This window comes from Nocardia barduliensis, assembly GCF_013315795.1.
In the GTDB taxonomy this organism is placed as follows: domain Bacteria; phylum Actinomycetota; class Actinomycetes; order Mycobacteriales; family Mycobacteriaceae; genus Nocardia; species Nocardia barduliensis.
Window position 1 is genome coordinate 24,007 of sequence record NZ_JABLTE010000094.1, and the last position, 7,348, is coordinate 31,354.

The window sequence follows — 7,348 nt, forward strand, 5'->3', positions numbered from 1 at the left end:
CGGTAACCGACAGCCCCGATGCTGGGTGCCCACCAATCTCAGCGGTCGAACCGCCGATACAGCGAGGTGAGTTCGCGCAGACCCGTCGCGGCGATCGCCTCGTCGGCCGAGGTCATCCGCAGCGCCCTGCGCAGCAGCGTCGGATCCAGATCCTCCGGCGCCGCCCGGAATTCGACAGCGGGCAGATCCGGCAGCGGGATGTCCGCACCGTACGGGTCGTCGGAAACGGGTGGTCCCGGCTCGCGCTCGATCCCGCCGATCAGTGTGTCCAGGTCGAGTCCGCGCAGAGCCAGGATCTCGCGCGGGTGTTCGTCGAGTCGCTCGGCCAGCAGATAGCAAACCGCCGCCACGTGCTTGCACGGCCAGCCCGGGTCCGGACAGGTGCAGGTGAAATCCAGCTCGGCCGCGGTGCTCGGCAACAGCAGCGGCCCGAGCGCGGTCGGCAGCGCGCCCGAGGCGATCTCGGCGAGCATGCCGGGGGCCGAGCGGATGGTCTCGACGAGTTCCGCGACCTCCTCTTCGCGCAGCGGGCGCACGGTGAACACCGCGGTGAACGGGCGCGGTTGACTGCCCTGCACTTCCGCCGTCACCGCACCGGGCTCGATCCGGTAGTTCACCACCTGACCCGACCTGGCGTAGTTGCGGCCGCGCGCCAACCGGCCCGGCTCCGCCATCCGCTCCACCGAGTCCACCAGCGCCTTGCCCCACCAGGTGCGCCCGAAGCCGCCGCGCCTGCTGCGTGCTTCCACGCCGCCACGCACCGGCAACTTCTTCCCGTACTCGGAGTAGTCGACGAACGGACTCATTCGCCCACCGCCGCCGCGCCGAGGGTGAACAGGTCGCGCAATTCGTCGGTGCTCAGCTCGGTGATCCAGTTCTCCCCCGCGCCGACGGCCAGATCGGCGAGTTGCCGCTTGCCGTTGATCATCTCGTCGATCCGCTCCTCGATCGTGTCCACGCAGACCAGCTTGCGCACCTGCACATTGCGCCGCTGACCGATCCGGAACGCGCGGTCGGTGGCCTGGTTCTCCACCGCGGGATTCCACCAGCGGTCCAGGTGGACAACATGATTGGCGGCGGTGAGATTGAGCCCGGTGCCGCCCGCCTTGAGCGACAGCAACATCAGCGGCGGCCCGTCCGGCGCCTGGAACCGGATGACCATCGCGTCGCGCTTCTTCTTCGGCACGCCACCGTGCAGGAACGGGACCGCGGTGCCGAACCGCTCGGCGAGATACGGCACGATAAGCTCGCCGAATTCCCGGAACTGGGTGAACAGCAGCGCCTTCTCGCCGTCGGCGAGCACCGCCTCCAGCACGTCTTCGACCAGGCCCAGCTTGCCCGATCGGTGCGCGCCGCGGTGCAGCACGCTCGACCCGTCGCCCAGGAAATGCGCGGGATGGTTGCACACCTGCTTGAGCCGGGTGAGCGCGCCGAGCACGGCGCCCTTGCGGGCCATGCCCTTCGCGTCCTCGATCTTGGCGAGCATGTCGTCCACCACCGCTTGATAGAGGGCGGCCTGCTCGACGGTGAGGTTCGCCCGCACCGTCATCTCGAGTTTCTCCGGCAGGTCGCTGATCACCGTCGGATCGGTCTTCACCCGGCGCAGCACGAACGGCTGGGTGAGCCAGCGCAGACGGCTGATCGCGTTCTGGTCGCGCTCGCGTTCGATGGGCACCGCGAAGCGCGCGCGGAACGACTGCGGGCTGCCGAGCACCTTCGGCATCGCGAAATCCATGATGGAGCGCAGCTCTTCCAACCGGTTCTCCACCGGGGTTCCGGTGAGCGCGAGCCGATGTCGCGCGCGCAGCGCCCGCGCCGCCCGCGCCTGCCGCGTCCCCGCGTTCTTGATGTGCTGCGCCTCGTCCAGGACGACGCGGGCCCAGTGCTGTCTGCCGAGTTCCTCGGCGTCGCGCGCCAGCAGCGCGTAGGTGGTGACCACCAGGTCCGCGGCGGCGACCGTCTCGTCGAACTCGGCGCCGGCCCGCCGCCCCGCTCCGTGATGCACCCACACCCGCAGGTCGGGCGCGAACCGCTCCGCCTCGCGCTGCCAGTTCCCGACCACCGACATCGGGCACACCAGCAGGGTCGGGCCGGGCGGCTCGGCCGTCTCACGCTCGTGCACCAGCAAGGCGAGCACCTGGACGGTCTTACCGAGCCCCATGTCGTCGGCCAGGATCGCGCCGCACCCTATCCGGCTCATGGTGGCCAGCCAGGCCAGGCCGCGTTCCTGGTAGGGGCGCAGCTGGGCCTTCAGTCCGACCGGCGTGGCGACCGCTACCGGCTCGCGGGCGCGGTCGAGCAGGTCCGCCGCCCATCCCGAGGCCGTGACCTCGGTGATCGGCACCTGCGGCACGCGCGAGACCGCGATCTCGCCGAGCATGTCCGCGAGGGTGACCGGCGAGTCGTCGGTGTGCGCGGCGACGTACCGGGCCGCGGCGGCCAGCGCCTTGTGATCGGCCTGCACCCACTGGCCGCGCAGCTGCACCAGATCGGACTTGCCGTGCACCAGGCGCCGCATCTCGGCCGCGGTCAGCACCAGGTCGCCGAGCGCGAGTTCCCAGCGGTAGGAGACCAGGCCGCGCAGACCGACGGTGCTCTCCGCGGCGGGAACCGCGCTGTCCACGCGCAGCCGCATGCTCGGTTCGGCGACACTCCACGCGCGCGGCAGCAGCAGTTGGACGCCCGCGGCGTGCAGGGCGTGCGCGCCGTGCGCGACCAGGTCCTGCACCACCTCGGTGGGCAGCAGCAGATCCATGCTGTGCGGATCGCTCGGCAGGTCACGCAACCTCGGATACGCGCGCTGGGCCGCGCCCAGCTTGTCCACCGCGATGCGGACGAGGTTCGGATCCTCGTGCAGCGGTACGGTTCTGGGCGCTTCACCGGTGACGCGTAAGCAGACCTCCAGCCGCCACAGCGCCACCGACTCGTCGGCGACGCCGAGTTCGCCATCCGGCTCGAGCAGGCGCAGCACCAGTTCCGGTTCGTCGCCGGTCAGGCTGGCCCGCCACCGCTCCAGCACCTCGGCGACCTGATAGCTGCCGTTGTCCAGCGGAGTGTCCCCGGCCAGTGCGGCCAGCAACGGGTGCTCCGAATCGGGCAGGTCGGCCAGCGCCCGCGCGATCGGATCGGTGAGCTCGGTGACCATGTCGTCGAGCAGCGCCGCCGGACGCCCGGCCACGCGCAGCGCCTGCGGCATGGCGACCGCGAGTTCGGCCAGCCAGGCGCGTTGCCGCTCGCCGCCGACCAGCCGCCAGCGCACCCACCACTGGCCGTCCGCACGGTGCAACTGCGGCACGACACGCCCGGAACGCACCCAGCGTTCGATGCCGAGGGCGACGTGCGCGAGGAAGCGCAGATCCGCCGAGACCAGCTCGGCGGGCAGCCACTGCCGCAGGACCGCGACGGCCGCGGCGGGAGCCAGCGCGTGCGCGCGAACCCGCTCGGTCCCGGCGACGCCGTTCGCGACGACCAGGACCTCGGCACGGTGCCGGAACTTCGACGCCCGCAGCATGCCGCCCAGCGGATCGGGGAACTCGGTGGACGTGGCGACGACCCGGGAGTCCTGCCAGAGCAGCAACCCGGAACCCGGCGACCACAGTCCGTGCAGCATCAACCCATCCAAGCAGGCCGCTACGACACGGCCGCGCCCACCGCGGCCCGACCGTTGTGGATTTCTGCGCGATACCGGAACATACTGGGATATCCGCAGGTCATCGCGGAATTACCGCAGCTTTGTGACAAGAGAGGCGGAGGAAGCAGCATGACGATCCTGCTCCAGGTTCTCGAGCAGAGCTTCACACCGACGACCGCGTGGGAACGGCGCAAATTCACCTTCGTGCACGCCGACAAGATCGTCGGCATGCGGCTCGACGGGCAGTGCGGCGTGTGGCTGGACCTGTCGCGACCGGGTGAATCCCAGCGGCTGGCCCGCACCGCCGACCCGCGCGAGGCCATCACCTTCCTGCTCACCGTCTTCGCGAAGATCGCCGAATGCGAGGAGCGCGGCGGCTCCTGGGTGATCGGGCACGACGGAACGCGTATCGAGTCGATCGCGGCCACCCGGTTCCCGCCCCGGGCGAGCGAGGTCGCCGACGACGACCTCCTGGCTCGCGCCTGGCTGTAGGGCTTGCGCGAACCCTCGGCTAGCTGCCCGTCGCGACCGGCCGCTTCGGATCGTTCGACCACTGCGACCACGACCCGGGATACAGGGCCGCCTCCAAGCCCGCGACGGCCAGCGCCGCGACCTGGTGGGCGGCGGTCACCCCGGACCCGCAGTACACGGCCACCGGCCCGGACCCGAAGCCGTCGAAACGCTCGCGCAGCTCCGCCGCCGCGCGGAAGCGCCCCTCGGCGTCGAGATTGTCGGCGGTCGGAGCGCTCACCGCGCCGGGAATGTGCCCCGCGCGGGGGTCGATCGGTTCCACTTCGCCGCGGAAGCGCTCGCCCGCGCGCGCGTCCAGCAGGACGCCCTTCCAGCGCGCCGCCGCGTCGGCGTCGATCACCGGCAGGTGCCCGGGGCTGAGGACCACATCGCCCGGCTCGGGGTCCGGTTCGGCTCCGATCGCGACCGGCTCGCCCGCGGCGATCCAGGCGGGCAGCCCACCGTCGAGAATGCGCACGTCGGCGACACCCGCCCAGCGCAATAGCCACCAGGCTCGGGCGGCGGCCATGCCACCGGTCGCGTCGTAGACGACCACCGGGTCGCCGTCGCACAGCCCCCAGCTGCGCGCGCACTTCTCCAGCTGCGCGAGGTCCGGCAGCGGGTGCCTGCCGCGCGCGGGTGAGGGCGGCGCGGCCAGTTCGGTTTCCAGGTCGACGAACACCGCGCCGGGGATGTGTCCGGCGAGATAGTGCTGCGGCCCGTCCGGGTCGCCCAGCGCCCAGCGGACATCCAGTAGGCGAAGCCGCTTGTCCGCCAAAGCTTCCCGCAGCTCGCCCGGTGAGATCAGTACCGCGCTCAACTCAGCTCCTCGTCCCGAATCGCGTCCTCGCGCACCGACTCCCCTACCCTACGCATCCGGATGTGCCGATGTGGCCCTACTCTCGTGTCGCACGTCACGACCCGGTCCAAGTCAGGCCAGTTTCGCGGCACTGGCAGGTGACACACGCGTGTGACCAGGGGCAATATCCGACCGATGTCGGACGTTTCCACCACCCCCGCCCCCGCGACGCGGCAACCGGAACGGTCGGCGACCGGACTTGCGACGCCGCTGGGCGCTGGCGCGGTGACGGCGCTCGTCGGTTTCACCAGTTCCTTCGCCGTGGTGCTGAGCGGGTTGACCGCCGTGGGGGCGAGCCCCGCGCAAGCCGCGTCGGGCCTGCTCGCGCTGTGCCTCGCGCAGGCGCTCGGCATGATGGCGCTGAGCTACCGGTACCGGATGCCGATCACGCTGGCCTGGTCGACGCCCGGCGCGGCGCTGCTGGCCGGGACCGGCGCGGTGGCGGGCGGCTGGCCCGCCGCGGTCGGTGCGTTCATGGTGGCGGGTGTGCTGGTCGTGGTGACCGGACTGTGGCAGCGGCTGGGGGCGCTGGTGGCCGCGATCCCGGTGGAGATCGCGCAGGCCATGCTCGCCGGAGTGTTGCTGCCGCTGTGCCTGGCTCCGGTCCGTGCCGTGCAGACGAGTCCGGCGGTGGTGGTCCCGGTGATCCTGGTCTGGCTCGCGCTGCAACGCTACGCCCCGCGCTGGGCCGTGATCGCCGCCTTCGCGACGGCCGCGGCCGGTGCCGCCATCAGCATCGCGGTGCAACACCGGCGCCTCGACGTCGGCGCCATGGTTCCGCGACTGGAACTGACGCTGCCGCATTGGAGCTGGCAGGCGCTGATCGGTGTCGCGATACCGCTCTACGTCGTCACCATGGCGTCGCAGAACATCCCGGGCACCGCGGTGCTGGCCTCGTTCGACTACCGGGTGCCCTGGCGCGCGGCGATGACCGTCACCGGTCTCGGCACCGTCGCCGCGGCGCCCGCGGGCGGGCACGCGATCAACCTCGCCGCCATCAGCGCCGCGCTCGCCGCGGCGCCCGCCGCCCACCCGGACCCGAAGCGGCGCTGGATCGCGGCGTTCACCACGGGCGTGCTGTACCTGCTGCTCGCGCTGGGCTCCGCCGCCCTGGTCACGCTGATCGCGGCCGCCCCGGCCGGAACGCTGGAGACGGTCGCCGGTCTGGCCCTGCTGGCGACCCTGGCCGCGGCGCTCGCCGCCGCGCTGCGCGGGGAGCACCGCGAGGCGGGTGTGGTGACCTTCGTGATCGCCGCCTCCGGGGTCGGCTTCGCCGGCATCGGCGCCGCCTTCTGGGCATTGCTCGCCGGACTCGTGGTACGGAAAGTGCTGCTTCAGCGCTGACTAACGCCGCAGTCGGGCGAAGGCCGTCCACAGCTCACGCCGGGCCGGGCGAAACCGAAGCAGCCCGATCCAGCGCAGCCGAGCCCAACCCCGACCCACACCCGGCCGAGCTGAAGCGAGGCAGCCCGATCCAGCGCAGCCAGGCCGAGCTGTCCGTCGCCCGCGCCGGGTCGAGCGGAACCGAGGCACGCGAAGCGACCTGACCCACCGGGCCGGGGCGAAGGAAGTCGCCTATGCCCGCAGGGCGGCCTGGAAGCGGCGCATTCCGTCGATCCAGCGGTCGTAGTCGGAGCCTTTGTGGCGGTACATCTTCAGCACCTCGGGGTGCGGGAGGATCAGGAAGCGCTCGTCGGCCACCCCGGCGAGTACGACGTCGGCGACCTCGTCCGGTGACAGCACCGCACCCGCGCTGGTCACGGCCTTAACCGCCAGCTCAGCCTCGGCGGCGTGCTCCGGCGGGACCAGGCCACTGTGCAGCAACCGCGTGTCCACCCCCATCGGGCACACGCAGCTCACCCGAACCCCTTGGTCGCCGTAGGTGACCGAGAGCCACTCCGCGAAGCCGACGGCCGCGTGCTTGGACACCGCGTAGGGCGCCGAACCGAGCTGGGTGAGCAGCCCCGCCGCGGACGCGGTGCCGACGAAATAGCCGCCGCCCCGCTCCAGCCATCCGGGCACCAGCAGCCGCGCGGCGCGGACGTGGGCCAGCACGTTGACTTCGAGCGCGGCCGCCCACTGCTGGTCGGTGCTGTCCAGGCCCGCACCGCCGCCGATGCCCGCGTTCGCGAAGTACAGGTCCACCGGGCCGAATTCGGCCTCGGCGCGCTCGATCGCCGCGCGGATCACCGCCTCGTCGGCCACGTCCCCGCCGACCGCGACCGCACCGGGTCCGAGCGACTCCGCGACATCGGCCACGCTCGCTCCGTCGAGATCGGCGAGCACCACGCGCGCACCGGCGGCGACGAGCCGGCCTGCCAACGCCGCCCCGATCCCTGTCTCTTATA

6 protein-coding genes are annotated in these 7,348 nt (G+C 72.0%); 2 read left to right on the plus strand and 4 right to left on the minus strand.

Features of this window, described 5'->3' with window-relative positions:
* Positions 1-38: 38 nt before the first annotated feature.
* A complete protein-coding gene (locus tag HOV91_RS30105; protein WP_174188695.1) occupies positions 39-806 on the minus strand; it encodes an SWIM zinc finger family protein in 768 nt (255 codons plus the stop codon).
* Entirely contained in the window at positions 803-3,610 is a 2,808-nt protein-coding gene (locus HOV91_RS30110) for a DEAD/DEAH box helicase (RefSeq protein ID WP_174188696.1), read from the minus strand. Before HOV91_RS30110 ends, HOV91_RS30105 begins: the two co-directional genes overlap by 4 nt.
* A gap of 150 nt (positions 3,611-3,760) precedes the next feature.
* Here HOV91_RS30110 and HOV91_RS30115 point away from each other — a divergent pair, with 150 nt between their 5' ends.
* Entirely contained in the window at positions 3,761-4,123 is a 363-nt protein-coding gene (locus HOV91_RS30115; protein ID WP_174188697.1) for a hypothetical protein, read from the plus strand.
* 19 nt (positions 4,124-4,142) lie between these two features.
* Here HOV91_RS30115 and HOV91_RS30120 read toward each other — a convergent pair whose 3' ends face one another.
* Positions 4,143-4,961: a sulfurtransferase gene (locus HOV91_RS30120; RefSeq protein WP_174188698.1), complete on the minus strand. Its 819-nt coding sequence runs from the start codon at positions 4,959-4,961 to the stop codon at positions 4,143-4,145.
* A 174-nt stretch (positions 4,962-5,135) separates the two neighbouring features.
* On the opposite strand from HOV91_RS30120, the gene HOV91_RS30125 reads away from it, so the two are divergent.
* Positions 5,136-6,344 (plus strand): benzoate/H(+) symporter BenE family transporter, encoded by a 1,209-nt coding sequence (locus tag HOV91_RS30125; RefSeq protein WP_174188699.1) that lies wholly within the window; start codon positions 5,136-5,138, stop codon positions 6,342-6,344.
* A gap of 231 nt (positions 6,345-6,575) precedes the next feature.
* Here HOV91_RS30125 and HOV91_RS30130 read toward each other — a convergent pair whose 3' ends face one another.
* Complete coding sequence (locus tag HOV91_RS30130) at positions 6,576-7,334, minus strand: SDR family oxidoreductase (RefSeq protein ID WP_312884817.1); 759 nt, start codon at positions 7,332-7,334, stop codon at positions 6,576-6,578.
* Positions 7,335-7,348 lie beyond the last annotated feature (14 nt).